Below are 23,850 nucleotides of genomic sequence, written 5' to 3'. Positions count from 1 at the left end.
CCGCTGCATTCTGGCGGGGCCTGCCACCTGCCGGATTACAGCTTGAACTCGTAATCGATGGTGATGGGCGCGTGGTCGGAGAACTTCTGGTCCTTGTAGATATGTTCCCGGCGCGCCAGGGCTGCGATGGCAGGTGTGGCCAGGTGGTAGTCCAGGCGCCATCCCACATTGTTGGCATAGGCCTGGCCACGGTTGCTCCACCAGGTGTAGCAGGCCTCCGTGGTATCGGGCTGCAGCACACGGTAGACGTCCACCAGGCCGCCGGTCTCGGTTTCTTTTTCCAGGATCTTCGTCATCCAGGCGCGCTCTTCGGGCAGAAAACCGCTGTTCTTCTGGTTGCTGCGCCAGTTTTTGATGTCGGCATTGGTGTGGGCAATGTTCACATCTCCGCACAGGATGAAGTCGCGCTCTGCCTTGAGGCGCATCAAGTGGGGATGCAGCTCGGCCAGAAAGCGGTATTTGGCAGCCTGGCGCTCTTCGCCCGAGCTGCCGCTCGGAAAATAGCAGCTGATGACGGAAAACTTGCGCCCAGGCGTGTCAAAACGCAGTTCCACATAGCGACCTTCGGCATCGAATTCACTGGGAGAGAAGCCGATTACCACATCGCTGGGCTCGTGCCGGGTGTAGACGCCGACGCCGGAGTAGCCCTTCTTCTGCGCAAACTGGAAATGCCCGCGCATCTCGTCGATGATCTCGAACTTGTCCAGCATATCCGCTTGCTGTGCCTTGACTTCCTGCACGCAAATACAATCGGGCCGGGTCGCTTCGATCCAGGGAATCACACCCTTGGTGGCGGCAGAGCGGATGCCGTTGAGGTTGAGGCTGGTTAATTTGAACAAGGATTGGGTCATGGCAGAGAGTCTCCCACAGTCGGGTGAATCGGCACAGTTGGTGCAGGATTTGGCGCAGGATTTTGTACGTTTCGCCGTCGATGCGGGTGTGCTGCGGTTTGGGGAATTCAAAACCAAGGCTGGCCGTATGAGCCCGTATTTCTTCAACGCCGGGCTGTTTGACGACGGCGCCAAGATGGCGCAACTGTCCGAATTCTATGCAAAAGCGATCCTCGCGAGCGGCATCGAGTTCGACATGGTGTTCGGCCCGGCCTACAAGGGCATTCCGCTGGCCGCCACGGTGGCGGTGGAGCTGGCACGCCAGGGCAGGAACGTGCCCTTTGCCTACAACCGCAAGGAAGCCAAGGACCATGGCGAAGGCGGCTCGCTGGTGGGTGCCCCGCTCAAAGGCAAGGTCTTGATCATTGACGATGTGATGAGCGCTGGCACGGCCGCCCGTGAATCCATTGCGCTGATCCAGAGCGCCGGGGCCACGCCACACGCCATGGCCATTGCGCTCGACCGGCAGGAAAAGGCCACCGAGAACGGCCAGGACGTGCCCCACAGTGCCGTGCAGTATGTGCGCGATCACCTCGGCCTGAAGGTGGCGACCATTGCCAAGCTCGAAGACCTGCTGGCCTTCCTCGCCCAAGGCGAGGCCGCTGAAAAGATGCGTGAACACCACAGTCGTGTGCTGTCTTACAGACGGCAGTATGGCGTGCACGATTGATGTTTAGAATGCCATAGCTCGTTTCGTTTTGAAGAGGTAATTGGATGCGTAAGGAGGTCTGTGTCGTAGCTATCGCTTCGGTGATGACTGTCTTCACCAGCCTTTGCTATGCGCAAAAATCTGGCTCTGCTGCGGTATATAGCTGTGTTGATGCGACTGGGCGCAACTTGACGGCGGACCGCCCCATCGCCGCCTGCGCGGACCGCGAGCAGCGCGTCACCATGCCTGGCGGCGCCGTGCGTATCATCGGCCCCACCTATTCCGAACGCGAAAAGGCAGAGCAAGCCGCACAAAGCCGCAAGGAGGCCGAAGAGCGCTACCGCGCCAGTGATGGCAAGCGCCGCGAGCGTGCGCTGGCTGTGCGCTTTCCGAACAAAGCCGCGCACGATGCGGAACGCGCAGAGGCCATCGAGCCCCTGATGACGCAAATCAAGATCGTGCAGGAGCGCAAGGTTTCCCTGCTGGAAGACCGCAAGAAAATCGATGCGGAAATGGAGTTCTACAAAAAGGACCCCAGCAAGGCGCCCCAATCGTTGCAATCACGCCTGAAGTACAACCGCGAAGACCTCAAAGAGGTGGACGAGCAGGTCGTCTCGATCAACGAAGAAGTCAAGCGCACCAACCAGCGTTTTGATGAAGAAGCGCAAACGCTCAAGCAGTATTGGGCGCCCGCGCCCACCAGCAAGTAAGTAGAAGGCGGAGACTTCCATGAAAGAACTGGCCCCTGGCCTGGCCCAGGCGGAGGACGGCATTGTGCGCTGCGCCTGGTGCATGGCCACCCCGCACTACCAGCACTACCATGACCACGAATGGGGCTTTGCAGTGCATGACGACCGGCGGCTGTTCGAGAAAATCTGCCTGGAAGGCTTTCAGGCGGGCCTGAGCTGGCTCACCATCCTGAACAAGCGGGAAGGCTTCCGCGCCGGCTTTGCCCATTTTGATGCCGAGCAGATTGCCGGGTTTGGCGAGCCGGACATTCTGCGCCTGTTGGCCGATCCAGGCATCGTCCGCCACCGTGGCAAGATCGAGGCGGTGATCAACAATGCCCAGCGCCTGCTGGAGCTCAAGCGCGAATTCGGCAGCTTTGATGCCTATCTATGGCGGTTTGCACCCGCTGCCAGCAGCAGGCCCAAACGCGTGACGCTGGAGTCCGTGCGCGAGATGGGCGTGCCCCCGCAGGCGCATGCGCTGTCCAAGGACTTGAAGAAGCGCGGCTGGAAGTTTGTGGGGCCTACCACCATGTATGCCTTCATGCAGGCCATGGGCATGGTCAACGACCATCTGCATGGCTGCCACGCGCTGCAGGCCAAGGCTTAGGCTTCCAGCTCTCCTGCCAGCAGCGAATAGCGTTGCAGCGACACATAGCGCCCCTCGCGCTTGGTGCAATCGCGCAGCAGGCCTTCCAGCGTGAACCCGGTCTGGCTCAACAGGCGGCTGGAGGCCGCGTTGCCTGGCTCCACATAGGCCACCACGCTGTGCAAGGCCAGGCGGCGAAAGGCGCCTGGTAGCCATTGGCGCAGGGCAGTCTTCATGATGCCCCGGCCCCAATGGCCGGGCAGCAGCCAATACCCCAGCTCTGCACTGTCACCATCGTCGTCGCGGTCATATACGCCCAGGCCGCCGATGGCATCTGTGCCATTGGCACCTACGCAGATGGCTTGCCACCAGCCTTCTCCGTCGCCCAGCAACTGGTGATACCAGCCGAGCTGCTCGCATGCAATGGCATTGGCATCAGTGTGGTGGGTCTCCAGCCCGTAGAACCGGGTGACGCGGGTATCGCCCATCGCCTGCGCCAGCATGGGCAGGTCGGACTGGCGGAAATCTCGGAACAAGAGAGAGGCGGGAGCAGTTTGCATGCAAACAGCCTAGCACCGTTGCAGGGCTGCGCACTTAGAAGAGTCTGGGGGATATTGATAAAAATGCTATCAGTGCTGGCCTGTGGAGCGCTGATAGCTCTTTGGGACGACGTCGCAATGGTTATTGCAGGGTGTGCCAGCGCATGGGCTGGGTCGCACCGACTTCCTGGATACCCAGCAGCGCCGCATTGCGCTGCAGCAGTGCTTCAAATTGGTCGCGGCTTGCAGCAATCTGGTCGGTGGCACCGTCCCAGTAATCAGCGGCAATCTGCGCTGCGGTGAAATCGCTGTGCGCAAATTTCTGCACAATATTGCGCAGCTTGTCGAGGTTGATGCTGTGGATGTCGGTCATGGCAAGCCTCCTATGCATGTGCCCAGTGTGGCGCAAATAGCAGGGCTGTCAATGGGCATAAATCACCAAGTCAAGATGGACGGGCCGCCCGCAGCAAGCGCACTGCAAGCAGTGCCGCCGCCCAGGCAATGCCGCCGATCCACAGCGGCACCGTCACATAGCTGCTGGCGCGTGCCCACTGCGCAAACGCATCAAGGCCCTGCAATGGCCACAGGGCCAGAAAAAAGCCAAACAGCCACCACAGCAGAGCGAAGGCATAAAAAATCAGGGCGGGGGGCGGTGCAAGCCGCTTTCTGGCCCACAGCACGGCGGCCAGCACCAGCGCTGTTGCCAGGGCCACGGCCACGGGCCACCACAGGGCCACTGGCAAAAAGAACAGAGAGAGGGCGTTCATCAATACCTCGGTAGACCGCTGGCAACGGCGCCTATTCCTTCTGGCACAGCATTTCGTCCGCCAGGCTGCCTACGACCACGCGCATGTTCTTGCCCTGGTGGGCCTGAACGGTCCAGGTATCGCTCAGGTCTTCCGGCACCAGATCCTTGTCGTTGACCAGTTCGGGGTGCTTGATCTCGGAGCGGTCCTGTTTGACGACCTTGGGCACGATCAGGGTAATGGTGTTGCCTTCCATGCGCCAGCTGCCTTCGCCTTGCACGACAAAGCTGTATTTCTGCTGCGTGCTGGGCATGTCGTAGACCAGATAGGCCTGCGCCTTGAGCGTGCCATCGGGATTGAACTGGTCGGTGTAGGTGAAATGGGCGCTGTCCTGGCCCATCTTGACCTGGAAATTGCACTCCCACACGCCATGCAGGTTCGCAGGGCTGATGCTGCCGCTGCCGGGCACAGGCGCCTGGGGCGCGGGCTTGCCTGCGGTCGATGAACCGCTGGGGCTGCTGCTTTGCGGCGCGGGCGCAGCTTCTTCCTTCTTTTTGCCGCCAAAGGGCCACAGGCTGGAGCAGCCTGCCAGTGCCGGAATCAGGAGCAGACACAGGGTCGATCGGAGCAGAGGTTGGTATTGCATGGCCCGCACTCTAGCAAATCCGGCCGCGCCCCTGTGTCAGTCATTTCAGCCAACACAGGCAATCACCGATGACGGGTCAGCCCGCCAGGGTTGGGTAGTCGGTGTAGCCCTTTTCGCCGCCGCCGTAGTAGGTGCTGGCGTCACCTTCGTTGAGCGCGGCCTGCTTGCGCAGCCGCTCTACCAGGTCTGGGTTGGCGATGAACGCCTTGCCAAAGGCCACCATGTCTGCTTCCTGGCTGGCCACGGCCTCTTCGGCCATGGCGCGGGTGTAACTATTGTTCACCATCCAGGTGGCCTTGCCGCCAGCCTGGCGGTAGGCCGCCTTGAAATCGACATAGTCAAATGGCCGGCCTTCCACTTCGCGGGGGCCGCCGGTAGCGCCTTCGATCACATGGATATACGCCAAGCCCAGCGGCGCGAGCTGGCGTACCAGGTATTCGAACAGCGACTGCGGATCGCTGTCTTCAATACCGTTGGCAGGGGTGACGGGCGACAGACGGATGCCGACCTTGCCTCTGCCGACGGCATCGACCACGGCGCGCACCACCTCCAGCGTCAAGCGGCAGCGGTTTTCGATGGAGCCGCCGTAGTCGTCGGTGCGTGCATTGGCGCCGGTCTTCAAAAACTGGTCGAGCAGATAGCCATTGGCGGCATGGATTTCCACGCCATCAAAGCCTGCCGATTGCACCGCGTTGCGTGCGGCGGCGGCATAGCTGTGAACGATGCTGGGCAGCTCTCCTGCGTCCAGTGCGCGTGGTACGGAAGTGGGTACGAACTGACCTTGGCCTGTGGCATGGTCGATCAGGTAGGTTTTGGTCTTGGCCACGATGGCCGAAGGCGCCACAGGCGGCTGGTTGCCCGGCTGCAGGCTGTCGTGCGACACGCGCCCCACATGCCACAGCTGGCAGACGATCTTGCCTCCGGCCGCATGCACGGCATCCGTCACCTTGGCCCAGCCTTCGATCTGGTCCTCCGCATAGAGCCCTGGCACATCAGAGTAGCCCTGGCCCTGGTGGCTGATGGCCGTTGCCTCGGTGATGAGCAGGCCTGCCGTGGCGCGCTGGGCGTAGTAGGTGGCCGTCATGGGCCGGGGCACGGCGTTGGGGGAACGGTTGCGGGTGAGCGGGGCCATGGCAATGCGGTTGGCCAGTTGCATATCTCCGACCTGGATGGCGTCAAACAGGCTGTGGGCGTGGGATTGGGTCATGCAGAACTCCTTAGCTGCGTAGAGAACGTTGTGAACGTTGGCACGTTCTCCGGTTGGCGAATGGCATTTTTTTACCATGCAGGATTGGCCTGTGCAGCGCAAGGTTTAACGCCTTTACTCATCAATTGATAGCTATCGGTGCAATGGATGTAGGCCCCAGATGAGCATTTGGCAACCTGGCTTTACATGACAGTCACCCTGGCGGGCCCCATGCCTGAGCCCCTGTTGCATCATCTCAACCTGATAAGCCGTAATGGCAAAGCTTCTGCGCCATCATCAAAAGGCTATTTGTGAAACAGGAAGCGCGCATTCATGACCAAGACATCGCTGGACAAATCGAAGATCAAGTTTTTGCTGCTCGAAGGCATTCATCCCTCGGCACTCAAGGTGCTGCAATCTGCGGGCTACACCAATGTCGAAGCGCTGACGGGGGCGCTGGATGGCGATGAGCTCAAGCGCAAGATCGCCGATGTGCATTTTGTTGGCATTCGCTCGCGCACGCAGCTCACCGCCGATGTGTTTGCCGCTGCGCAAAAGCTGGTGGCCGTGGGGTGCTTTTGCATCGGCACCAACCAGGTGGATCTGAGCGCCGCCCGCGAGCGCGGTGTGGTGGTGTTCAACGCGCCGTTCTCCAACACGCGCTCCGTGGCCGAGCTGGTGCTGGCCGAGGCCATCCTGCTGCTGCGCGGCATTCCAGAAAAGAATGCCGTCGCCCACCGTGGCGGTTGGAAGAAGAGCGCCGACAACTCTTTCGAGATCCGGGGCAAGACGCTGGGCATTGTGGGCTATGGCTCCATCGGAACGCAGCTGTCGGTGCTGGCCGAGGGCTTGGGCATGAAGGTGGTCTTCCATGACGTGGTCACCAAGCTGCCGCTGGGCAATGCCCAGCAGGCCGCCAACCTGAACGAGCTGCTGGGCCAGGCCGATATCGTGACCCTGCATGTGCCCGAGCTTCCGTCCACCCACGGCATGATGGGCGTGGCTCAGATCGCGGCGATGAAGCAGGGCAGCATCCTCATCAACGCCTCGCGCGGCACGGTGGTCGATATCGAGGCGCTGGCCGGGGCGCTGGAGGCGGGCCAGCTGCTGGGCGCAGCGATCGATGTGTTCCCCACCGAGCCCAAGAGCAACAAGGATGAGTTCCAGTCGCCGCTGCGCGGCATGGACAACGTCATCCTCACGCCGCACATTGGCGGATCCACGATGGAGGCGCAGGCCAACATCGGCCTGGAGGTGGCGGAAAAGCTCGTCAAGTACAGCGACAACGGCACCACGACGTCGGCTGTCAACTTTCCCGAGGTGGCGCTGCCGGAGCACCCTGGCAACAACCGCATCCTGCACGTGCACGAAAACCGTCCCGGCATTCTGTCGGCCATCAACCAGGTGTTTGCCGACAACGGCATCAACATTGCGGGCCAGTACCTGCGCACCGACGAGAAGGTGGGTTACGTGGTGATTGACATCGACGCGCAATCGTCGAAGCTGGCGCTGGAAAAGCTCTCGCAGATTGCGGGTACCATCCGCTGCCGCGTGCTGTTCTGAGCTGCGCTCCGACAAAAAGGCTCCGCAAGGAGCCTTTTTTGCGCTGCAGCCTGCCAGGCGATCAGGCCAGGGGGCCGGCGCTCAGAATCTCAGACAGCGGCTTGCGGGGCGAAGGCACTTCGCGTTCGGCCAGATCGGCAGGCAGGCTGGATTTGTCGCCGCGTTCGCCAATGGCCACCAGGCACTCCACCTTCCAGTTGTCGTCCAGCTGCAGTACCTGGCGGGCGGCATCCAGCTCGATGCCGGCCATGGCGTGCGTGGCCAGGCCCATGGCGTGCGCCTGCAGCGCCAGGTAACCCCAGGCGCAGCCGGTATCGAAGCTGTGCGTTGCCGATTGCTTGTCGGACAGCACTACCAGCAGCGCACCTGCGTTCAGGCACCAGCGGCGGTTGAACTCGTTGGGGATGGTGGAAAACGCCTGCCAATTGGCATCGCCATTGATCGAGTAGGCAAAGTGCCAGGGCTGCTTGTTGCTGGCCGAGGGCGCCCAGCGCGCGCCTTCAACGATGGTTTCAATGTCCTGGGCCGTCAGCTTCTTGCCGGAAAAGGCGCGGGGCGACGAGCGATCCAGAAACTGGGCGGCAACAGGGTGGGTGGATTGACGGGTGGTCATGGTCAATAGATTGTTGGGTAAGCAAACAGGCCGCCAGCATGCCATATCTGCAAGCTTTTTGCTGGCTCCGCGCTTAGGGAACCTGCCACACTCCCTGCCGTGGTCTGAACGCGGTCTTGGGCGATGCGCCTTCATCCCATCTGGCGAGTGTTTTGCAGAGGTTTCTTAGCTGCCGGTTATTTTGCGCTCTACCAGTTTGAAGGTACCGCTGGCCATGCCCAGCAGCTCGCCCGCCTCGCTTCGCAGCTCTCCGCGCACAAAGCTCAGGCTCTTGCCGCGCTTTTCGCAGACCGAGGTGCAGATCACATCACCCGCCGCTGGCGCGATGAAGTGGATGGTCAGGTCGACCGTGACCACGCCGTAGCGCAGCGGGTCGTGGGCGCGTGCCGCGCACGACAGCCCCACATCCAGCAAGGTGGCGATGGCGCCGCCGTGCATGTCGCCCCGGCTGTTGGTGTATTGCTTCTGGTAGGGCATGCGCACGCGGGCGCGGTCATTGCCAATGGCTTCGCCATGGAGCCGGAAGGACTCTGCCATGGCCATGGGCAGGCCAAATATGGTGTCCGCAGGCTCGCTGGCGGTGTAGGGCGGAATGGTGTCAGGGCTGGCAGTGTGGTCGTGCATGGTGGCGAGAAGCTGGCGCTTTGGCTTTGAATAGGTACGTGTGCCGATGGTAGCGGCTGCCGTTGCAGGCTGCGCCCCGCAGCTGACGCACAGGCGCTAGCTGCCTGCCGAGTAGCGCGCTGCGCCTGAAAAAACCGTGGCGCCCCATGCCACCAGGCATAGCCGTTAAGCTGTGCGCCAGTTCTGGTTTGCCGCATGCATGCTATGTCACCCTGGTCATCTCCCTATTGCCCGCGTTGCGGCGCAGCGCATTGCCGCAGCGCCGGGCCGCGCAATGCCTTTGCCTGCCTGCAGTGCGGCGCGCAGTTCAGCATCGACCATGGCCAGGGCTTGCCGCAGGTGCGCATGCACACCCCGGTGCCTGGCCTGGCACGGCTGCAAAGCCATATGCGGTGGCTGTTTCCACTGCTCGTGGTGCTGATGGTGTTGCCATGGCTGGTGCCGCATGTGCAGCAGTTTTTCAAAAGCGATATGAAGCCTTATGAGCTGCGCCAGGCCATGGGGCGCAGCGAGGGCGCCACCATTGTCGAGCGCAACGGCCAGCGCCTGCTGGTGCAGCTGTTTGAAAACCGCGAGCAGGACCAGACGGTCTACCGGGCCGTGATCAGCGATATGGTCAGCGGCAAGCCACTGGCCGAGCCCCAGCGCTTTTCCATGCATTGGGCGAGTGGCTCGGGCCGCGCCGAGCTGCGGTTTTTCTCGGATGGGCAGTTGTATCTCTCTTTGCAGGAGCGCGGCTTTTGGCGGCTGGACCCCGCCACCCTGCGTTTTGTCGATCTGCTGCCCCAGCTGGGAGAGCGCTTTGCCCCGCAGCTGGGGGCGGGCGTGGTGGGCGTTGCCATCCAGCGTCGGGACCGGCCCGACAGCCTGGAGGTGACCAGCAGCAGCGGCAGCAAATACTATGTGTACTGGCTGCTGAACCAGATCGTGCCTGCCGCCGAGAGCAGCCGCCTTTACCAAAAGGCCCAGGCTACCTACCGCGAGCGCATATCGCACTACCGCTACGAGCGGCTGCCACGCCCCACCGGAGAGGAGGACCGGGCGCTGCTGGTGCAATCCTGGTGGCGCTATGAGCCCGGCCAGCCGGTTTTTTTCGACTACTTCGACCTGCTGCCCACCGACAGCCAGGCGTTGCGTGACTCGCCTCGCTACCACGTCGCCATAGGCGGCGGGTTTTCGACAAAGTCGTATGCAGTCGAGGATCGGGGCCTGCTACGCATCGAGGTGGTGCAGCCCGCAACTCCCCGTTTTCACGCCGAAATCCTGGCTGAAAGCGCTACCCGTGTACTGCTGACCTACACGCCGACGCCTGTGCGCCAGGAGGGCCGGGTCATCCAGTTGCTGGACAAGGCCACCAACCAGGTGGTGTGGAGCCGTACCATCGACCAGCTGCCGCAACTCGGCACCCGTGAGGGCGGCCTCTATGTGAAGGGCCAGGCGGTCAACGGCGGTTTTCTGCTCTTCAATGACCTGCAGCAGCCGGCGTTGCTGATGGGAGATGACGGCCAGACCGTGCACGATTTCAGTCCACCCATCCGGCCCGCACGATGACCAGGCGTGTTCCAACCCTCTACCAGGTGGTGGTTGCAGCCATTGTGCTGTTCTTTGTGCTGCCCTACGGGCTGGCATGGGTGCAGGCGCTGCGGCAGTCGGGCCAGCCACAGGATTTGCCACTGGGCAACATCGAAGCCTCGGCGGTCTACCAGGCCGATGACGGCAGCCTGCGCATGCTGCGGGTGATGAAACACAGCACCGAGCGCGAGGACGTGTTCCAGATCCTGCACAACGACCTGCAGGCGCGGCAATTGATCGGAGAGCCCCAGCGGGTGACCCTGCCACGTGATGCCTACGCCAAGTCCGCGCAGATGCGTGTGCAAGCCGATGGCCAGATGGCCCTGGTGCTCAACGGCCGCGACTGGTGGCAGTGGAGCCGGGAGCGCAGCCTGTTTGAACCGATGAACGCGGCACTGATCCAGCGTTTTTCCGGGCAGCTGGCGACCGGCGTGGCCAAGCTGGCATTTGGCAGCCAGCGCGAGCCCGATCTGCTCGACATTACCAGCAACACCGGCGACCGCTACGCCGTGTACTGGCGCACTGGCGAAATCTATCCCTGGGGCGGGCAGCAGCAGCGCCTGCTCCAACGCCCCTGGGGCCGGTATTCGCAGACCGTGGAGCGGATTGACTATGCCGATTTCAGAACCGATGTGGCCCGCTATGGCTTGCCCAGTACCCTGGTGCACTACCGGCAGAAGCTCAGTGAGGACGAGTTCCAGCAGTTGCCGCTGCTGGAGGTGCACTCCACCTCCGATGCGGTGGTGCGCGCCGCGCCAAAGCGCTACCAGGCCGTGAGCGATGGCTATGTGGTGGCCCGCCAAAGCCTGCAGGAGGCGGGGATCACCGACATTGCGTGGGTGGCCAGCGTGCCGGTGCAGTTCAGCGGCGAGGTGCTGGCCCGCAATGCCGACCGGATATTGATGCGCTACGAGGAAACCCCCACCACGCCCGCTGAAGTGGTGCTGCAGATGGTAGACGTGCACAGCCTGCAGCCGGTCTGGAGCCAGGCCACAAGCACCCTGCCGCAGATGCTGGCAGGCGGCTACTACGTGGCTGCGCACCCCTGGAAGGGCGGCTTCTACCTTGTCACCACGCAGAATCTCCCGGCCCTGGTGATCGACAATGCAGGCAAGACGCTCTTCGACTTTCAACCGCAAAAGCGCGAGTAGCGGGCGTACGGCGCCGTCTGCCGTGATTTGACGTGCATCAACGCTGGGCTGGCGCGCCTTCCACAAAGCTGCGCAGGCGCGTTGCAAGGCCTGGCGCTTCCAGAATGTCGATATGGTCGGCGGCGGCAAAGTTTGCAACCTCCACCGCAGGCCCCTTGCGGTTGGCCAGCGCCTGCTCCAGCGCGTCGGTACGGGCAGGCAGCACCAGCGCATCGCGCCCTGCGCGCAGCACCAGCAAGGGGCCGCCGTAGTGCTGCAGCCGCTCGTCCGAGGGATAGCGATCGCGCAGCAGCAGGCCCACGGGCAGCCAGCCATAGTGGTCGCGCACAGTGGCGATCATGCTGTCAAACGGGGTAATCAGCACCAGCCGTGCGGGCTGGCGCTGCGCAGCCACCGCTGCTGCCACGCCGGAGCCCAGGCTGCGGCCCACTACGGTGATGCGTCCTTGCGGGTGCCGCTGCTGCACGGCATCAAACAAGGCAGCGGCGTCGCGCTCCAGGTCTGCGCCCGTGGGCGTGCCGTCGCTCGCGCCATAGCCGCGGTAGGCCAGGGCATAGACGCTGTGCGCAGGCAGCCATTGGCGCAGCAGCGGCACCACCTGCTCCACCCGCTCGGCATTGCCACCCAGGTAGATGACGGCATCGGTTGCAGGGGCTTGCATGCCACCTTCGCCACCTGCGCCTGCGGCGGGCTGGCCCGGGTGGCTTTGCCAACCGCGCAGGGTCGCATCCTCCTGCTGCAGCGAGAAATTGGTCTGCCCCGCTTCCACCCGCGTCATCTGCGGAAAATACATCAGCCTGCGCTGCTGGAAGAACATCAGCACGCACAGCGCTGCGTACAGCATGGCGATCAGCGCCAGGCCCCAGAGCGCCACTTTGGCAAACAAATTGGTCATGGCATGTTTATAGCGGATGCTGCGTCATGTGCCGGCGATCTGCCGACGGGTGGTATGAATGCTTCATTTTTAATAGCGATTGACGCTTTACAGGTAAGCTGTAGAGCGCAAAAAAATCCCAATACGTAGGCCACGGCCGTTGGCCCCCGAAGGCAAGCAAATGTGTGCGGTATGGCGCAGGCGCTTGCAAAACGTGTCTTGATTCACGTCTTGATGCACGGCGTCTGGTATCTCCTACATCCATGGGGCCTGTGAGGCGCGACTATGGAGACATGGCAGGCACGGGGCCTCGCCAGTATTCCTGAAGGAGTGATCGCCATGACACAGCAGAATCAGCAACAGAAACCCAGCAGCAACCAGGTGAACCAGCAGCCGGGCCAGCAACCCGGGCAGAAGAAGGACCAGCAGCACGAGCAGCAATCGCCGCAGCAAAAACAGCCCGGTCAGCAAGACCGCACGCAGCAGCAGCGCTAGCCGCCTGCGCTGGCCCGGATTGCAGGAGCGAGCCATGAAACAGCACACTGCCATTCCGCACCAGCCTTTGCCCTGGCCCTTGCAGCTGGGGCAACCATTGCGAGAGAAGAAGTACAGCCAGCAGCAAAGCAAATGCAACCGCCGTCAGCTCGGGTCGGAACCCAAGACGCCGGACAACACGCAGATGCATTGACGCCCTGTGACTTCTCACTACTCCCTTGGCCCGCAAACGCGGGCCTTTTTGGGTCGCTATTGATGCAATAGCTTCTGACGCTTTATAGACATAGATCAGATGCCAATCTACGATTTGAGGGGTTGTATTAGCGGCTCCTGAATTGCGCGGTTGCGTAGTGCCGGATTGAGCCAGGCTTGTATCCTTCTTTTGGAAGGAAGCTCCACATGCTTGAATATGAAATGGCTCAATAGGAATACTGCCGCAATATAGAAGACAAAAAATGCCGGTGTTTTGGCAATATCCATTCTGTCGATTAAGAATAGATCAGCCACTGTCATGAATGCAACCTGAATAGGCACATGTATCAGATAAGAAGCATATGTTGTGTTGCCTACCAGTTCGCCTATCCTTCCGGAAGAGAAACCAATGGTCTCTGCCGAGGCTGCGAGCCAAATCAGACTGGGAAATAATGCGAACACCACTACCGTTGGGTTCCATGCGCCTTTTATATACAAGTATACGAGCAGCGAGGTGGTCAGTGTGATGGCACCTAAAGGACTGACCCATTTAGGCGTTCTGGAATTGATCCAAAATTGCAATTCATGAACCAACCCACCCAGGGCAAACAGAATGGTGCATTGGGCAAAAGAATTGGTATCAGGCCCTTGAAAGGCCACATAGATGACAGCAAGCCACACCAAGGCGGAGCACAAACGTATGCCAGCAGTCTTGAGATAGGCGAAGAAAAAAATATATGTGATTATCTCGACCGACACCGACCAGATGGGGGCATTGAACGAATAGCCTTTTTGAAAACCCCAGTGAGACGCGAGAAATATATTCAGTAAAAAATGATAAAAATCATTGAATGGATATATCTGCTGATGACCAACTGCATACTGACTGACAGTCTGAAGCAAGGCAACCAGCAAGAGCGTCATCAAGTGAAGCGGGTATAGCCTGCTGAAACGATTGATGAAAAATTCCTTGAGGGAAATATTATCTCGGGATCGATAGGCGTGAAAAAAGACAAAGCCTGATAGCACCCAGAAAAATTGGACGCCATTGGCCCCATACTCATAAAGCCAACGCAATGATGAGTAGAACGGTTGCAGTGGGCGATCAGTAACCGCGAGGGAGACACCTGCACTCGGGTAGAAAAAATGCTGGTAATGCCAGACAAGAACCGCCAGCGCGGTGATGCCGCGCAGGAAGTCCACATTGAAGATCGTGGCGGCGGTTCTTGTAGGGCTCAATGAGGTCTTTCCGGCGTTCTCTGGAATTACGCCAGCTTGGCCTTCAACAACTCATTGACCTGCCCCGGGTTTGCCTTCCCCTTGGAGGCCTTCATCACCTGGCCCACCAGGGCGTTGAATGCCTTGTCCTTGCCTGCCTTGTATTGCTCCACGTTGGCCGGGTTGGCGGCGATCACCTCGTCGATGATGGCTTCGAGCGCGCCGGTGTCGTTCGATTGCTTGAGGTCCTTGGCTTCGATGATGGCGTCGACGTCCGTGCCTTCGCCGGTCCACAGTGCCTCGAACACCTGCTTGGCAGAGTTGTTGCTGATGACGTTGCCGTGGATGCGCGCAATGAGCTGGCCCAGTTGCTCGGCGCTGACCTTGACTTGGTCCATGCCGATCTCTTCCATGTTCAGGCGGCGCGAGATTTCGCCCATGACCCAGTTGCTGGCCAGCTTGGGCTGGCCGCTTTGCTTGGCGGCGGCTTCAAAGTAGTCGGCCATGGCCTGGCTTTGGGTCAGGGTGGTGGCGTCGTACTCGGGCAGGCCGTAATCGGCCACAAAGCGGTCGGCGCGCTGGCGGGGCAGCTCGGGCATGTCGGCCTTCACGGCCTGTACCCAGCTATCTGCAATGACGAGCGGCGGTAGGTCGGGGTCGGGGAAGTAGCGGTAGTCGGCCGCGTCTTCCTTGGTGCGCATGGCGCGGGTCTCGCCCGTGTCGGGGTTGAAGAGCACGGTGGCCTGCTGGATGGCACGGCCATCTTCGATTTCTTCGATCTGCCAGCGGATTTCGTAATCGATGGCGATCTGCATGTTGCGGAACGAGTTCAGGTTCTTGATCTCGCGGCGCGTGCCCAGCGGCGCCCCGGGTTTGCGCACGGAGACGTTGGCGTCGCAGCGGAAGCTGCCTTCCTGCATGTTGCCGTCGCAGATGCCGATCCAGGTGACGATCTTGTGCAGTTCCTTGGCGTAGGCCACGGCTTCTTCGGTGCTGCGGATGTCGGGCTCGGTCACGATTTCCAGCAGCGGCGTGCCGGCGCGGTTGAGGTCGATGCCCGACTGGCCGATGAATTCGTCGTGCACGGATTTGCCTGCGTCTTCTTCGAGGTGGGCACGCACCAGTCGCACGGTCTTCTTGTTGTCGCCAACGAAGAAGCTCACTTCACCGCCTTGCACCACCGGAATCTCGAACTGCGAGATCTGGTAGCCCTTGGGCAGGTCGGGGTAGAAGTAGTTCTTGCGTGCAAAGATGCTGAGCGGCGCAATGTGGGAGCCCAGTGCCAATCCTAATTTGATAGCGCACTCGACGGCTTTTTTGTTCATCACCGGCAGGGTGCCGGGCAGGGCCAGGTCCACGGCGCAGGCCTGGGTGTTGGGCTCGGCGCCGAAGGCGGTGCTGGCGCGGCTGAAGATTTTGCTGTTGGCAGCGAGCTGGGTGTGGGTTTCAAAGCCAATCACCACTTCGTAGCCGTTGATGAGCTTGACGGTTGTTTCGGTCATGTTCTGTGTTCCTCCCTGCGTTATTTCGCAATGCCAGCGGGCTGGCGCAGGTGGTGGTCGGTGGCTTGTTGCAGCTGGTGCGCGGCGTTCAGGAGCTTGGCCTCGCCATAGTAGTTGCCGATGAGCTGCAGGCCCACGGGCATGCCGCCTTCGCCAAATCCGGCGGGTACCGAGAGGCCCGGCAGGCCTGCCAGCGACGCGGGCAGGGTGTAGATGTCGGCCAGGTAGTTGGCGAGCGGGTCGCTCTTGCCGCCCAGGGCCCAGGCCACGTTGGGTGCGGCAGGCCCGGCGATCAGGTCGCAGTCCTTGAAGGCGGCCTGGAAGTCGTCCGCAATCATGCGGCGGATTTTTTGCGCCTGCAGGTAGTAGGCGTCGTAGTAGCCGTGCGAGAGCACGTAGGCGCCCGTCATGATGCGGCGCTTGACTTCGTCGCCAAAGCCTTCGGCGCGGGTCTTCTTGTACATGTCGACCAGGTCGGTGTAGTCCTTGGCGCGGTGGCCGAACTTCACGCCGTCAAAGCGGCTGAGGTTGGACGAGGCTTCGGCCGGGGCGATGATGTAGTACACGGGGATGGAGAGTTCGGTGCGCGGCAGGCTGATGGGCACGAGCCTTGCACCGAGCTTTTCGTATTCCTTGAGGGCGCCGTCCACGGCAGCGCGCACGTCGTCCGAGAGGCCGTCGCCGAAGAATTCGGCCGGAATACCGATGCGCAGGCCGTCCAGCTTGTCGCCCAGGCTGCGGGTGAAGTCTTCTGCCGGGCGGTCCAGGCTGGTGGAGTCGCGGTCCAGATCGGGGCCGCACATCTCGCTCAGCAGGATGGCGCAGTCTTCGGCGGTGCGGGCCATGGGGCCAGCCTGGTCGAGGCTCGACGCAAAGGCGATCATGCCGTAGCGGCTGGCGCGGCCATAGGTGGGCTTGATGCCGGTGATGCCGCAGAACGACGCGGGCTGGCGGATGGAGCCACCGGTATCGGTGCCGGTGGTAGCCGGTGCCAGGCGCGCAGCCACGGCGGCAGCCGAGCCGCCGGACGAGCCGCCGGGCACGCGGGACACATCCCAGGGGTTGCTCACCTTGCCGATGGCGGAGTTTTCGTTGGCCGAGCCCATGGCGAACTCGTCCATGTTCAGCTTGCCCAGAGTGACGGCGCCCGCTTCTGCCAGTCGGGTAACCATGGTGGCATCGAATGGCGACTGGTAGCCGGTGAGCATTTTGCTGCCAGCCGTGGTGGGGAAATCCTTGGTGACGAACAGGTCCTTGTGGCCGATGGGTACCCCAGCCAGCTTGCCCGAGGTGCCTGCGGCAATCGCGGCATCGGCGGCGCGGGCCTGGGCCAAGGTCACTTCTTCGTTGATGTGGACATAGGCGCCCAGGTTCTGGTGGGCCTTGGCGCGGGCCAGAAAGTGCTGTGCGGCCTCTACAGAGGACACTTCGCGGCTTTGGAGCTTGGCGGCCAGCTGGGCCACGCTCAGGTCATGCAATTGGGTAGGAGTGCTCATGCAAATCTCGCTGTCAGAGCGATCTCTCGATCTTGGTAAAAAGGCGGGGCGCTGCCTGGGGCGATGGTGCGATGCTGCATTTGTGATAGCTGATCGCGCTTGCCTGGCATGCGCTGTGGCCTAAAAAGGCCTAAACCTGAAAATGCTGTGAATTACTCGATGACCTTAGGCACCAGGAAGTAGCCTTTTTCCACGGCCGGAGCGCTCTTCTGATTGGCCTCGCGGTTGTCGGGCTCGCTCACCACGTCATCGCGCAGGCGCAGCGTGATTTCCTCGATGGCCGCCACGGGGTGCGACAGCGGCGTGACGCCGGTGGTATCCACAGCCTGCATCTTCTCCACAATGCCAAAAAAGTTATTCATCTGCGAGAGCATGCGCTCACTCTCGGAGTCTGATAATTCGAGCCGCGCCAGGTTGGCGATGCGGGCAATGTCATCTTTTGTCAGTGCCATAGATATTTGTATGTAAACCAGTCGTAAAAAAACGGCGCTGGAAAGCGTTGCCCTGTAAGTTATTCACAGGGGATGCGGTATTATCCCGTCTTTGACGCAATATCACTGCAACGTCGGTCATTGCGCACCAAAACCCCATCAGTCATCTCACCACACCCCAATGACGGGCGATGGAAGGCCGAAGTGCTGCCCATGCCCTAGAGGAATCTTGCATGTTCGGAGCGTTCCGTCGCTATTTTTCCACTGACCTGGCCATTGACCTGGGCACGGCCAACACCCTGATTTTTGCGCGCGACAAGGGCATTGTGCTCGATGAGCCATCGGTGGTCGCCATTCGCCATGAAGGCGGCACACACGGTCGCAAGGTGATTCAGGCCGTGGGCCGCGAGGCCAAGGCCATGCTGGGCAAGGTGCCCGGCAACATCGAAGCCATCCGCCCGATGAAGGACGGCGTGATCGCCGACTTCCTGATCACCGAGCAGATGATCAAGCAGTTCATCAAGATGGTGCACCCCCGCACCCTGCTGTCGCCCAGCCCGCGCATCATCATCTGCGTGCCCTGCGGCTCGACCCAGGTGGAGCGCCGCGCGATCAAGGACGCCGCCCTCAAGGCTGGCGCCACCCAGGTGGAGCTGATCGAAGAGCCGATGGCCGCTGGTATCGGCGCGGGCCTGCCGGTGTCCGAAGCCTCGGGCTCGATGGTGGTGGACATTGGCGGCGGCACGACCGAGGTGGGCGTGATTTCGCTGGGCGGCATGGTCTACAAGGGCAGCGTGCGCGTCGGTGGCGACAAGTTCGACGAAGCCATCATCAACTACATCCGCCGCAACTACGGCATGATGATTGGCGAGCCCACGGCCGAGCTGATCAAGAAGAGCATTGGCTCTGCCTTCCCCGGCAGCGAAGTGCGCGAGATCGAAGTCAAGGGCCGCAATCTTTCTGAAGGCGTGCCGCGCAGCTTCACCATCAGCTCCAACGAAGTGCTGGAAGCGCTGACCGAGCCGCTCAACCAGATCGTATCGGCCGTGAAGAACGCGCTGGAGCAGACCCCGCCTGAGCTGGGTGCCGACATTGCCGAGCGCGGCATGATGCTGACCGGCGGCGGCGCGCTCCTGCGTGATCTGGACCGCCTGCTGGCCGAGGAAACCGGCCTGCCGGTGCTGGTGGCCGAAGAGCCGCTTACCTGCGTGGTTCGTGGCTGCGGCATGGCACTCGAAACACTGGACCGCAAGGGCGTCACCATCTTCACCAGCGAATAACAGCGCCCCATGCTTGCCCACGGCGCATGGCCGCTTCCCGCCTGGGGAACGATCAATGCCTGGGGCAGCCCGGCGGCGATAAATACGTTCAAACACCGGTATGCGTAATAATGGCGAGCGCCAGCTACTATGTTTAGCATAGCAAGCTGCATGCTCGCCATTGGCGTCTGGGCCGATGTCGGGTGCTTTTGAACCGGTTTCAGCATGTCCAGCAACTCCTTCGATAGCGGCGTACCAACGTTCCGTCCACAAGGCCCCAGCCCCAATGTGCGCCTGGCCTTGTGCGTAGCGCTGGCCGTTTTTTTGATGGTGGCGGACGTGCGCTTCAAGCTGACCGAGCCACTGCGCAAGGCAGTGGCCACGGTGCTCTATCCGCTGCAGTGGGTGATGCTGCAGCCGGTGCAACTGGTGAACCAGGGCGCTACCTATTTCGAAGACCTGCACACGGCGCAGACGGCGGCAGCCAGTGCCGAGAAGAAATCGGTGGAACTTGCGCAGCGCGCCACCCTGGTGGAGACGCTCGACCACGAAAACCAGCGCTTGCGCCAATTGCTGAATCTGCTGCCGCGCCTGAGCACCAAGGGCACGGCTGCGCAGGTGGTGTATGAAACCGCCGATGCCTATACCCGCCGCGTGGTGATCGACAAGGGCGAGCTGGCCAATATCCAGCGCGGCTCGCCGGTGATGGATGAGATGGGCGTGCTCGGCCAGGTGACGCGGGTGTTTCCGATGTCGTCCGAGGTGACCTTGCTGACCGACCGTGACCAGGCGATCCCTGTGCTGAACCCTCGCACCGGCGCACGCGCCGTGGCCTATGGCGACCCGACCACAGCCTACGGTGGCGGTATCGAGCTGCGGTTCATGCCGAGCAATGCCGATATCCAGGAAGGCGATCTGCTCACCACCAGTGGCGTGGACGGCGTGTACCCGCCGGGCCTGCCGATTGCGCGCATCATCAAGATCGAGCGCCGCGCTGATTCACCGTTCTCGCGCGTGTACTGCGAGCCGCTGGCACAAATGTATGGTGCGCAGTTCGTGATGGTGATTGATCCCCTGCCCGAAGACGCGCTGCCTCCGCGTCCCGCGCCGGATGTGAAGAAGCAGGAAGGCCCGTCCTCCACCCCGCGAAAGGGCAAGCGCGGATGAAGAGCCCCTACCACTGCCAGCAAGGAGCGCCGCGATGATCATGCCGCGTGGGCAGCCGTTGCTGCTGCCCGTCAACCCCTGGTTCATCGCGCTTTCCATTCTGCTGGCGCTGATGATCAATCTGCTGCCGCTGGGCCGCGGCATATGGGTGCCCGATGTGCTGCTGCTGGTGCTGGTGTTCTGGGGTGTGCACGAGCCGCGCAAGGTCGGTATGGCCTGGGCGTTTGTATTGGGCCTGTGCATGGATGTGCACCAATCGTCGCTGCTGGGCCAGCATGCGCTGATCTATTCGGCGGTGATGTATGGCGTGGCCATGCTGCGCCGGCGCATTACCTGGCTGAGCGTGCTGGCACAGGCGGTGCAGGTGCTGCCGCTTTTCATGGCGGCAGATGTGGTGCAGATGCTGATGCGCATGTTGCTGCGCGGCGGCTTTCCGGGTTGGGGCTTCATCACGCCCGGCCTGTGGTGTGCGCTGCTGTGGCCCGTGGTGAGCTGGCTGCTGCTGCTGCCCCAGCGCCAGCCACCCAGCGACGACGAAAACCGGCCGCTCTAGTGCCGCATAGCGCCGCCTTTGTCCGATGACCGAAATCCACAATTCCGACCGCGACCTCAGTCAATTCAAGCTGCGGGTGGTGGTGATCGGCCTGGTGGTGCTGATGTGCTTTTCGCTGCTCGTCACGCGCCTCTATGTGCTGCAGGTGGAGCGCCACGATGATCTGCTGGCCCAGGCCGAGAGCAACCGGACGGCGGTGGTGCCCATCGTGCCCAACCGTGGGCAGATCTACGACCGCAATGGCGTGCTGCTGGCCACCAACTATTCGGCCTACACGCTGGAGATTACGCCCTACAAGGTGGCAGACATCGACGAAACCATTGATGCGCTGTCCGAGATCATCGACATCACGCCGCGCGACCGGCGCCGCTTCAAGCGCCTGCGCGAGGATTCGCGCAACTTCGATTCGCTGCCGATCCGCTCGCGGCTGACGGACCAGGAGGTGGCCAAGTTCACCGCCCAGCGCTACCGTTTTCCGGGCGTAGATGTGAAGGCGCGGCTATTTCGCAATTACCCCATGGGCGAGGTGGGCGCGCACATCATCGGCTACATCGGCCGCATCAACCAGCGCGAGAAGGAACGCATCGACGATTCGGAAGATGCCGCCAACTACCGCGGCACCGAATACATCGGCAAGACGGGCGTGGAAGCCAGCTACGAGAAAGAGCTGCACGGCCAGACCGGCGTGGAGCGCATGGAGACCTCGGCGGGCGGCCACGCCGTGCGCAAGCTCGGCAGCGCACCGGCCACGCCGGGCGAGAGCGTGGTGCTGTCCATCGACATCAAGCTGCAGAAGATGGTGGAAGACCTGTATGGCGAGCGCCGTGGCGTGGCGATTGCCATCGACCCGCGCTCCGGCGAGCTGCTGGCCATGGTGAGCAAGCCCACCTACGACCCCAACCTGTTCGTCGAAGGCATCGACCAGGAAAGCTGGAAGGCGCTCAACGAATCCATCGACCGCCCCCTGCTCAACCGCGCACTGCGCGGCACCTACCCCACCGGCTCTACCTACAAGCCCTTCATGGGGCTGGCGGGGCTGGAAACAGGCAGGCGCACGCCTTCCACCATCATCCAGGACGGCGGCAGCTGGACCTTTGGCGGCCATACCTTCCGCTCGGGCCATGCCCTGGGCCCGGTAGATCTGAACCGCGCCATTCAGCACTCCAGCAATGTGTATTTCTACACGCTGGCCAATGAGATGGGGGTGGACGCGATCCACGACTTCATGAAACCGCTGGGATTTGGCCAGATCACGGGTATCGACCTGCCCGGCGAGGTGCGTGGCGTGCTGCCCAGCACCACATGGAAGCGCGAAACCTACAAGCGTCCCGAGCAGAAGAAGTGGTTCGCCGGCGAGACCATTTCGCTGGGCATTGGCCAGGGCTACAACAACTTCACCATCCTGCAGCTGACGCATGCACTGGCCACCTTGGTCGATAACGGCAACAGCCGTGTGCCGCACGTGGGCCGTGCGCTGATCGACCCGGTCACCAACACCCGCCAACCGATCGAGCAGCCCGAGTCGGTCAACCTGGGCTACAAGCAAAGCAATGTCGATGCCGTCAAGCGGGGCATGGTGTCGGTGGTCACAGGGGGCACGGGCCGGGGATCTTTTGGCAGTGCGCGCTACAGTGCAGGCGGCAAGACCGGTACGGCGCAGGCCATCACCATCGGCCAGAAAGAGAAATACAACGCAGCCAAGCTGGCCGAGCGCCAGCGCGACCACGCGCTGTATGTGGCGTTTGCCCCGGCGGACAACCCCAAGATCGCCGTGGGCGTGATTGTGGAAAACGCCGGTTTTGGCGCAGGCAGTGCAGCGCCCATTGCCCGCCGGATCATCGATTACTGGCTGCTGGGCGATTACCCCAGCGATGCCGATATGGCCGCCATGCAGCGCGGCCAGGCCACGGCACCCATCGGCACGCCGCGGCGTGTGGAAGAAGTGAGTATTCAGCCGCAGGCCGAAGCAGCACGCTAAAGCGTGCATGCTAATTACTATAAAAATAGCAGCTGGCCGCGCGCTGTCAGGCCTTGTCAGACACGGTCTTGAGGTCTCCGGGCTGCCGGTCGTTCAGCGCACAAAGGCGTCGTAGCCGGTCTTCAGGATGAGGGCGCTCACCACAACAATGAACATGCCGCGAACGAAGCCCGAGCCTTTTTTCAGCGCCATCCAGGTGCCCAGCATGCTGCCCACCACATTGGCAACGGCCAGCGGGATCGCAAAGTGCCACCACACATGGCCCTTGGCCGTGAAGAGAATCAGTGCCGCGATGTTGGTGGCCAGATTCAGAATCTTGGCACTGGCCGAGGCATTCAGAAAGTCATAGCCCAGCCAGCGCACGAACAGAAAGACGAAGAAGCTGCCTGCGCCCGGGCCGAAGAACCCGTCATAAAAGCCGATGCTCGCGCCAATCGCACAGGCCACCCAGGTCTCGGCCCGGCCGCTGTAGCGAGGTGCGTGCGTTTGCCCCAACTGCTTTTTGTACAAGGTGTAGGCCAGCACGGCCACCAGAATCACCGGAAGTGCCTTGCGCAGCATGCTCGGGTCGACCACGGTGACGGCCCAGGCGCCCAGGAGCGAAGCCGCAAACCCGGCGAACGCCGCAGGCGCGACGGCACTCCAGCGCATCTGCACGCGGCGGCTGAACTGGCGCGCCGCAATCAGCGTGCCCCAGACACCGGCGCTCTTGTTGGTGCCCAGCAGGGTTGCCGGTGGTGCGGACGGAAATGCGCCAAAGAGCGCAGGCACCAAAATGAGGCCTCCACCCCCCACCACTGCATCTACAAACCCTGCGAACATGGACGCCAGGGTGACAAAAATCCATTGAAAATTCCATTCCATGGCCGCGATTGTCGCACTGCAACAGGGCAGCGCGCACCGGATCACAGCGGGTAAATGCGCTGCTGCATACGGAACAGTGTTGTGGCGTGGAGACGAAGGGAAAAACAAAAAAGCGCCCGTAGGCGCTTTGGAAGGGGCATCTCTTTTTGTGATGCTTTATCAAAATATTTGAGTTATCGAGATGTCTCCTCGGTCCTCTCGCAGAGCACTGTTTGAGTGCCTCGAGTGCCTCTACTATAGGGGATCGCACCGCCATGGTGCATCAGGATTTACCCCCACTGGTGCTTTGGCAAAGCAAAGCCGGCCGCACCCCTATTTTGGGGCA

The 23,850-nt window shown here is 61.8% G+C and carries 27 protein-coding genes and 1 pseudogene; 13 read left to right on the top strand and 15 right to left on the bottom strand.

Features of this window, described 5'->3' with window-relative positions:
- Positions 1-35 precede the first annotated feature (35 nt).
- On the bottom strand, positions 36-839 hold the full coding sequence (locus HNP33_RS02275) for an exodeoxyribonuclease III (protein WP_184705222.1): 804 nt from the start codon (positions 837-839) through the stop codon (positions 36-38).
- A gap of 10 nt (positions 840-849) precedes the next feature.
- Here HNP33_RS02275 and pyrE point away from each other — a divergent pair, with 10 nt between their 5' ends.
- From pyrE to HNP33_RS02260, 3 genes are read left to right on the top strand one after another with little or no spacing between them, the layout of a single operon-like run.
- Positions 850-1,560 carry an orotate phosphoribosyltransferase gene (gene pyrE, locus HNP33_RS02270; protein ID WP_184704860.1) on the top strand — a complete coding sequence of 237 codons (711 nt, stop codon included), beginning with the start codon at positions 850-852 and terminating at the stop codon, positions 1,558-1,560.
- Between the two features lie 44 nt (positions 1,561-1,604).
- Complete coding sequence (locus HNP33_RS02265; protein ID WP_184749434.1) at positions 1,605-2,249, top strand: DUF4124 domain-containing protein; 645 nt, start codon at positions 1,605-1,607, stop codon at positions 2,247-2,249.
- 19 nt (positions 2,250-2,268) lie between these two features.
- A complete protein-coding gene (locus HNP33_RS02260) occupies positions 2,269-2,877 on the top strand; it encodes a DNA-3-methyladenine glycosylase I (protein ID WP_184704856.1) in 609 nt (202 codons plus the stop codon).
- On the opposite strand, the gene HNP33_RS02255 is transcribed toward HNP33_RS02260, so the two are convergent.
- The 5 genes from HNP33_RS02255 to HNP33_RS02235 form a co-directional block, all read right to left on the bottom strand.
- Complete coding sequence (locus HNP33_RS02255; protein ID WP_184704854.1) at positions 2,874-3,416, bottom strand: GNAT family N-acetyltransferase; 543 nt, start codon at positions 3,414-3,416, stop codon at positions 2,874-2,876. The two genes, HNP33_RS02260 and HNP33_RS02255, sit on opposite strands and share 4 nt — an antisense overlap.
- A gap of 121 nt (positions 3,417-3,537) precedes the next feature.
- Entirely contained in the window at positions 3,538-3,768 is a 231-nt protein-coding gene (locus HNP33_RS02250) for a hypothetical protein (protein ID WP_184704852.1), read from the bottom strand.
- A 70-nt stretch (positions 3,769-3,838) separates the two neighbouring features.
- Complete coding sequence (locus HNP33_RS02245; protein ID WP_184704850.1) at positions 3,839-4,162, bottom strand: hypothetical protein; 324 nt, start codon at positions 4,160-4,162, stop codon at positions 3,839-3,841.
- A gap of 31 nt (positions 4,163-4,193) precedes the next feature.
- Positions 4,194-4,787: a hypothetical protein gene (locus HNP33_RS02240; protein WP_184704848.1), complete on the bottom strand. Its 594-nt coding sequence runs from the start codon at positions 4,785-4,787 to the stop codon at positions 4,194-4,196.
- A 76-nt stretch (positions 4,788-4,863) separates the two neighbouring features.
- Positions 4,864-5,994 carry an alkene reductase gene (locus HNP33_RS02235; RefSeq protein ID WP_184704846.1) on the bottom strand — a complete coding sequence of 377 codons (1,131 nt, stop codon included), beginning with the start codon at positions 5,992-5,994 and terminating at the stop codon, positions 4,864-4,866.
- 312 nt (positions 5,995-6,306) lie between these two features.
- Here HNP33_RS02235 and serA point away from each other — a divergent pair, with 312 nt between their 5' ends.
- Positions 6,307-7,536 (top strand): phosphoglycerate dehydrogenase, encoded by a 1,230-nt coding sequence (serA, locus tag HNP33_RS02230; protein ID WP_184704844.1) that lies wholly within the window; start codon positions 6,307-6,309, stop codon positions 7,534-7,536.
- Positions 7,537-7,597: 61 nt separating this feature from the next.
- Here the strand turns inward: serA and HNP33_RS02225 are convergent, their stop codons facing one another.
- Both HNP33_RS02225 and HNP33_RS02220 read right to left on the bottom strand, forming a co-directional pair.
- Positions 7,598-8,149, bottom strand: coding sequence for a nitroreductase family protein (locus HNP33_RS02225; RefSeq protein ID WP_184704843.1), 552 nt, complete (start codon positions 8,147-8,149; stop codon positions 7,598-7,600).
- Between the two features lie 165 nt (positions 8,150-8,314).
- Positions 8,315-8,773 carry a PaaI family thioesterase gene (locus HNP33_RS02220; RefSeq protein WP_221451973.1) on the bottom strand — a complete coding sequence of 153 codons (459 nt, stop codon included), beginning with the start codon at positions 8,771-8,773 and terminating at the stop codon, positions 8,315-8,317.
- A 204-nt stretch (positions 8,774-8,977) separates the two neighbouring features.
- Here HNP33_RS02220 and HNP33_RS02215 point away from each other — a divergent pair, with 204 nt between their 5' ends.
- Together HNP33_RS02215 and HNP33_RS02210 are read left to right on the top strand one after the other, a co-directional pair.
- Positions 8,978-10,324 (top strand): hypothetical protein, encoded by a 1,347-nt coding sequence (locus tag HNP33_RS02215; protein WP_184704841.1) that lies wholly within the window; start codon positions 8,978-8,980, stop codon positions 10,322-10,324.
- Positions 10,321-11,496: a hypothetical protein gene (locus HNP33_RS02210; protein WP_184704839.1), complete on the top strand. Its 1,176-nt coding sequence runs from the start codon at positions 10,321-10,323 to the stop codon at positions 11,494-11,496. The genes HNP33_RS02215 and HNP33_RS02210 overlap by 4 nt, the downstream gene beginning before the upstream one ends.
- A gap of 37 nt (positions 11,497-11,533) precedes the next feature.
- Here HNP33_RS02210 and HNP33_RS02205 read toward each other — a convergent pair whose 3' ends face one another.
- Positions 11,534-12,391: an alpha/beta hydrolase gene (locus tag HNP33_RS02205; protein ID WP_184704837.1), complete on the bottom strand. Its 858-nt coding sequence runs from the start codon at positions 12,389-12,391 to the stop codon at positions 11,534-11,536.
- A gap of 318 nt (positions 12,392-12,709) precedes the next feature.
- Here HNP33_RS02205 and HNP33_RS02200 point away from each other — a divergent pair, with 318 nt between their 5' ends.
- On the top strand, positions 12,710-12,865 hold the full coding sequence (locus tag HNP33_RS02200) for a transcription initiation factor TFIID subunit D10 (protein ID WP_184704835.1): 156 nt from the start codon (positions 12,710-12,712) through the stop codon (positions 12,863-12,865).
- A 34-nt stretch (positions 12,866-12,899) separates the two neighbouring features.
- Entirely contained in the window at positions 12,900-13,058 is a 159-nt protein-coding gene (locus HNP33_RS02195) for a hypothetical protein (RefSeq protein ID WP_184704833.1), read from the top strand.
- Between the two features lie 107 nt (positions 13,059-13,165).
- On the opposite strand, the gene HNP33_RS02190 is transcribed toward HNP33_RS02195, so the two are convergent.
- From HNP33_RS02190 to gatC, 5 genes and pseudogenes are all read right to left on the bottom strand, one after another.
- A complete protein-coding gene (locus HNP33_RS02190) occupies positions 13,166-14,296 on the bottom strand; it encodes an acyltransferase family protein (RefSeq protein ID WP_184704831.1) in 1,131 nt (376 codons plus the stop codon).
- Positions 14,297-14,322: 26 nt separating this feature from the next.
- A complete protein-coding gene (gene gatB / locus HNP33_RS02185; RefSeq protein ID WP_184704829.1) occupies positions 14,323-15,777 on the bottom strand; it encodes an Asp-tRNA(Asn)/Glu-tRNA(Gln) amidotransferase subunit GatB in 1,455 nt (484 codons plus the stop codon).
- Between the two features lie 20 nt (positions 15,778-15,797).
- Positions 15,798-17,273: an Asp-tRNA(Asn)/Glu-tRNA(Gln) amidotransferase subunit GatA gene (gene gatA, locus HNP33_RS02180; protein ID WP_184704827.1), complete on the bottom strand. Its 1,476-nt coding sequence runs from the start codon at positions 17,271-17,273 to the stop codon at positions 15,798-15,800.
- 13 nt (positions 17,274-17,286) lie between these two features.
- Positions 17,287-17,394 (bottom strand): annotated as a pseudogene (locus HNP33_RS20965) (hypothetical protein); the annotation flags it as partial.
- 31 nt (positions 17,395-17,425) lie between these two features.
- Entirely contained in the window at positions 17,426-17,725 is a 300-nt protein-coding gene (gatC, locus tag HNP33_RS02170) for an Asp-tRNA(Asn)/Glu-tRNA(Gln) amidotransferase subunit GatC (RefSeq protein ID WP_184704825.1), read from the bottom strand.
- Between the two features lie 212 nt (positions 17,726-17,937).
- On the opposite strand from gatC, the gene HNP33_RS02165 reads away from it, so the two are divergent.
- The 4 genes from HNP33_RS02165 to mrdA all read left to right on the top strand — a co-directional run bounded on the left by HNP33_RS02165 (position 17,938) and on the right by mrdA (position 22,661).
- On the top strand, positions 17,938-18,984 hold the full coding sequence (locus HNP33_RS02165; protein WP_184704823.1) for a rod shape-determining protein: 1,047 nt from the start codon (positions 17,938-17,940) through the stop codon (positions 18,982-18,984).
- Between the two features lie 204 nt (positions 18,985-19,188).
- Complete coding sequence (mreC, locus tag HNP33_RS02160; RefSeq protein WP_184704821.1) at positions 19,189-20,130, top strand: rod shape-determining protein MreC; 942 nt, start codon at positions 19,189-19,191, stop codon at positions 20,128-20,130.
- A gap of 34 nt (positions 20,131-20,164) precedes the next feature.
- A complete protein-coding gene (gene mreD / locus HNP33_RS02155) occupies positions 20,165-20,683 on the top strand; it encodes a rod shape-determining protein MreD (protein ID WP_184704819.1) in 519 nt (172 codons plus the stop codon).
- Between the two features lie 25 nt (positions 20,684-20,708).
- On the top strand, positions 20,709-22,661 hold the full coding sequence (mrdA, locus tag HNP33_RS02150) for a penicillin-binding protein 2 (RefSeq protein WP_184704817.1): 1,953 nt from the start codon (positions 20,709-20,711) through the stop codon (positions 22,659-22,661).
- Positions 22,662-22,754: 93 nt separating this feature from the next.
- On the opposite strand, the gene HNP33_RS02145 is transcribed toward mrdA, so the two are convergent.
- Positions 22,755-23,525 (bottom strand): TSUP family transporter, encoded by a 771-nt coding sequence (locus tag HNP33_RS02145; protein ID WP_184704815.1) that lies wholly within the window; start codon positions 23,523-23,525, stop codon positions 22,755-22,757.
- On the opposite strand from HNP33_RS02145, the gene HNP33_RS02140 reads away from it, so the two are divergent.
- Positions 23,524-23,697, top strand: a complete 174-nt coding sequence (locus HNP33_RS02140) for a hypothetical protein (RefSeq protein ID WP_184704813.1) — start codon at positions 23,524-23,526, stop codon at positions 23,695-23,697. The two genes, HNP33_RS02145 and HNP33_RS02140, sit on opposite strands and share 2 nt — an antisense overlap.
- Positions 23,698-23,850 lie beyond the last annotated feature (153 nt).

The organism is Comamonas odontotermitis (assembly GCF_014207855.1).
Taxonomy (GTDB): domain Bacteria; phylum Pseudomonadota; class Gammaproteobacteria; order Burkholderiales; family Burkholderiaceae_C; genus Comamonas; species Comamonas odontotermitis_A.
The sequence above is the reverse complement of the archived record's forward strand: the minus strand, read 5'-3'. Positions and strand labels throughout refer to the sequence as shown.

Excerpts from the sequence above, each read along its gene's own strand:
- pyrE (WP_184704860.1), top strand. The coding sequence starts at position 850 with ATGGCAGAGAGTCTCCCACAGTCGGGTGAATCGGCACAGTTGGTGCAG.
- HNP33_RS02265 (WP_184749434.1), top strand. The coding sequence starts at position 1,605 with ATGCGTAAGGAGGTCTGTGTCGTAGCTATCGCTTCGGTGATGACTGTC.
- HNP33_RS02260 (WP_184704856.1), top strand. The coding sequence starts at position 2,269 with ATGAAAGAACTGGCCCCTGGCCTGGCCCAGGCGGAGGACGGCATTGTG.
- HNP33_RS02255 (WP_184704854.1), bottom strand. The coding sequence starts at position 3,416 with ATGCAAACTGCTCCCGCCTCTCTCTTGTTCCGAGATTTCCGCCAGTCC.
- HNP33_RS02250 (WP_184704852.1), bottom strand. The coding sequence starts at position 3,768 with ATGACCGACATCCACAGCATCAACCTCGACAAGCTGCGCAATATTGTG.
- HNP33_RS02245 (WP_184704850.1), bottom strand. The coding sequence starts at position 4,162 with ATGAACGCCCTCTCTCTGTTCTTTTTGCCAGTGGCCCTGTGGTGGCCC.
- HNP33_RS02240 (WP_184704848.1), bottom strand. The coding sequence starts at position 4,787 with ATGCAATACCAACCTCTGCTCCGATCGACCCTGTGTCTGCTCCTGATT.
- HNP33_RS02235 (WP_184704846.1), bottom strand. The coding sequence starts at position 5,994 with ATGACCCAATCCCACGCCCACAGCCTGTTTGACGCCATCCAGGTCGGA.
- serA (WP_184704844.1), top strand. The coding sequence starts at position 6,307 with ATGACCAAGACATCGCTGGACAAATCGAAGATCAAGTTTTTGCTGCTC.
- HNP33_RS02225 (WP_184704843.1), bottom strand. The coding sequence starts at position 8,149 with ATGACCACCCGTCAATCCACCCACCCTGTTGCCGCCCAGTTTCTGGAT.
- HNP33_RS02220 (WP_221451973.1), bottom strand. The coding sequence starts at position 8,773 with ATGCACGACCACACTGCCAGCCCTGACACCATTCCGCCCTACACCGCC.
- HNP33_RS02215 (WP_184704841.1), top strand. The coding sequence starts at position 8,978 with ATGTCACCCTGGTCATCTCCCTATTGCCCGCGTTGCGGCGCAGCGCAT.
- HNP33_RS02210 (WP_184704839.1), top strand. The coding sequence starts at position 10,321 with ATGACCAGGCGTGTTCCAACCCTCTACCAGGTGGTGGTTGCAGCCATT.
- HNP33_RS02205 (WP_184704837.1), bottom strand. The coding sequence starts at position 12,391 with ATGACCAATTTGTTTGCCAAAGTGGCGCTCTGGGGCCTGGCGCTGATC.
- HNP33_RS02200 (WP_184704835.1), top strand. The coding sequence starts at position 12,710 with ATGACACAGCAGAATCAGCAACAGAAACCCAGCAGCAACCAGGTGAAC.
- HNP33_RS02195 (WP_184704833.1), top strand. The coding sequence starts at position 12,900 with ATGAAACAGCACACTGCCATTCCGCACCAGCCTTTGCCCTGGCCCTTG.
- gatB (WP_184704829.1), bottom strand. The coding sequence starts at position 15,777 with ATGACCGAAACAACCGTCAAGCTCATCAACGGCTACGAAGTGGTGATT.
- gatA (WP_184704827.1), bottom strand. The coding sequence starts at position 17,273 with ATGAGCACTCCTACCCAATTGCATGACCTGAGCGTGGCCCAGCTGGCC.
- gatC (WP_184704825.1), bottom strand. The coding sequence starts at position 17,725 with ATGGCACTGACAAAAGATGACATTGCCCGCATCGCCAACCTGGCGCGG.
- HNP33_RS02165 (WP_184704823.1), top strand. The coding sequence starts at position 17,938 with ATGTTCGGAGCGTTCCGTCGCTATTTTTCCACTGACCTGGCCATTGAC.
- mreC (WP_184704821.1), top strand. The coding sequence starts at position 19,189 with ATGTCCAGCAACTCCTTCGATAGCGGCGTACCAACGTTCCGTCCACAA.
- mreD (WP_184704819.1), top strand. The coding sequence starts at position 20,165 with ATGATCATGCCGCGTGGGCAGCCGTTGCTGCTGCCCGTCAACCCCTGG.
- mrdA (WP_184704817.1), top strand. The coding sequence starts at position 20,709 with ATGACCGAAATCCACAATTCCGACCGCGACCTCAGTCAATTCAAGCTG.
- HNP33_RS02140 (WP_184704813.1), top strand. The coding sequence starts at position 23,524 with ATGGCCGCGATTGTCGCACTGCAACAGGGCAGCGCGCACCGGATCACA.
- HNP33_RS02145 (WP_184704815.1), bottom strand. The coding sequence starts at position 23,525 with ATGGAATGGAATTTTCAATGGATTTTTGTCACCCTGGCGTCCATGTTC.